The 233-nt window shown below is 72.1% G+C and carries 1 protein-coding gene; it reads right to left on the reverse strand.

Annotation, left to right across the window (positions count from 1 at the left end; all coding sequences use genetic code 11):
- On the reverse strand, positions 1 to 233 hold a 233-nt coding region (locus tag AC0IX4_RS23390; RefSeq protein ID WP_471831469.1), incomplete at both ends, for an undecaprenyl-diphosphate phosphatase.

The following is a 233-nucleotide window of genomic DNA, read 5'->3' on the forward strand; positions in this document are numbered from 1 at the left end:
CCACCAGCGTGGCGACGATCAACTGGGCTCCCGATGCCTGCAGTCCTTCTCCGGCCGGTGCGAACGCGTCGGGAAGCGAGAAGAGGCCGGAGGCCGTCACGGCGGGAATGGCCAGCAGGAAGGAGACGCGGACGGCCGCGGCGCGGGTGAGTCCCATGAACAGTCCCGCGCTGGGGGTGGCGCCCGAGCGAGAGACACCGGGGATCAGGGCGAGGCACTGCGCGGCGCCCATG

Source organism: Rhodococcus sp. AC861 (genome assembly GCF_979256035.1).